Origin of the sequence: Shewanella sp. 11B5 (assembly GCF_002836795.1) — a bacterium.
GTDB lineage: Bacteria > Pseudomonadota > Gammaproteobacteria > Enterobacterales > Shewanellaceae > Shewanella > Shewanella frigidimarina.
Window position 1 is genome coordinate 1 of the sequence record NZ_PJAP01000204.1, and the last position, 1041, is coordinate 1041.

Annotated in this window: 2 protein-coding genes; both read right to left on the reverse strand. The window is 28.3% G+C overall.

All coding sequences use genetic code 11. The features are described 5' to 3' along the window. On the reverse strand, window positions 1–443 hold a 443-nt coding region (locus tag CXF78_RS01660), incomplete at its 3' end, for a hypothetical protein (RefSeq protein ID WP_145991342.1). Further along, the gene (locus CXF78_RS01665) at window positions 440–916 is read right to left on the reverse strand and encodes an acyltransferase (RefSeq protein WP_102035782.1); all 477 of its coding nucleotides are present in this window, start codon (window positions 914–916) and stop codon (window positions 440–442) included. The genes CXF78_RS01660 and CXF78_RS01665, both read right to left, overlap by 4 nt. Window positions 917–1041 lie beyond the last annotated feature (125 nt).

Genomic DNA, 1041 nt, shown 5'->3' on the forward strand with positions numbered 1-1041 from the left:
AGAAAAGCCATTAAAATCCAGAATATTTTAACACTTTCGTTATTGAACTTAGATTTTGAAAATGTATATACACAAACAAATAACACTATTACTATATGTAAGTTTATAAGACGAATTAAAAAGCTTTTTTCGCGAATAACATCTCTAGAAATTCTAAGACTATCCAAATCAATATACAAAAGGCAAAAAACAACTACAATGGCAACTAGTAAAGCAATAATAGGAGAAAGATTAGTATAGATACCCATAGAAAAAGATGGGCTTTTATCTACAACAATATAATTTCTAATCAATAAATATAATACCGGTAAAGAAGAAACAATTAATGATTGAAAAAAAGCAACATTACTGAACTTGTCCGGACGTAAATAGAAATGAAATACAAAAAGAGAGATTAAAAATAATGAGATAAATCCCCAAGTAAAAATTCCTCTGGCATTCATATTCTTTTAATTTCCTTTGCAGGATTTCCTGCTAAAACAACATGCTCATCATAGAAAGCTTTAGTAACAATACTACCAGCTGCAACAACACAATTATCCGGAATTCTGGCTCCTGGTAAAATAATACAACCAGCACCAATCCAGACGTTGTTACCAATATATATATCCTTATTCTCATGACCAGTCGTATTAAATATTTCACCTCGATGGAATTTATGATTCCTAGACCAGATAATAGTTTTAGGACCGATCATGACGTCATTACCTATCACAACATCTCCAAATATATGGCAATAACAATTACAATAAAAATTATAACCAATTACTATAGAGGAAGAATTTCTACCTATAATTCTTGTGCCTGTTTCAATTGAAGCATTCTCATCCAAGAAATTTACATTTACTAACTTAACGAAAAAGCCATATAGAAACTTATTTTTCAAAAATTCGAATAATTTTTTTAATAAAACCATTAAGTACGACCTTAAGTGAGTTTGTAAAGTATGATTTTTTATTTGAATTACAAAATGATAAATCGCTATAGTTAGAAGTAATTACATAAAATGCTTTTTCTCTTTCTTTATGATTACCATATAAT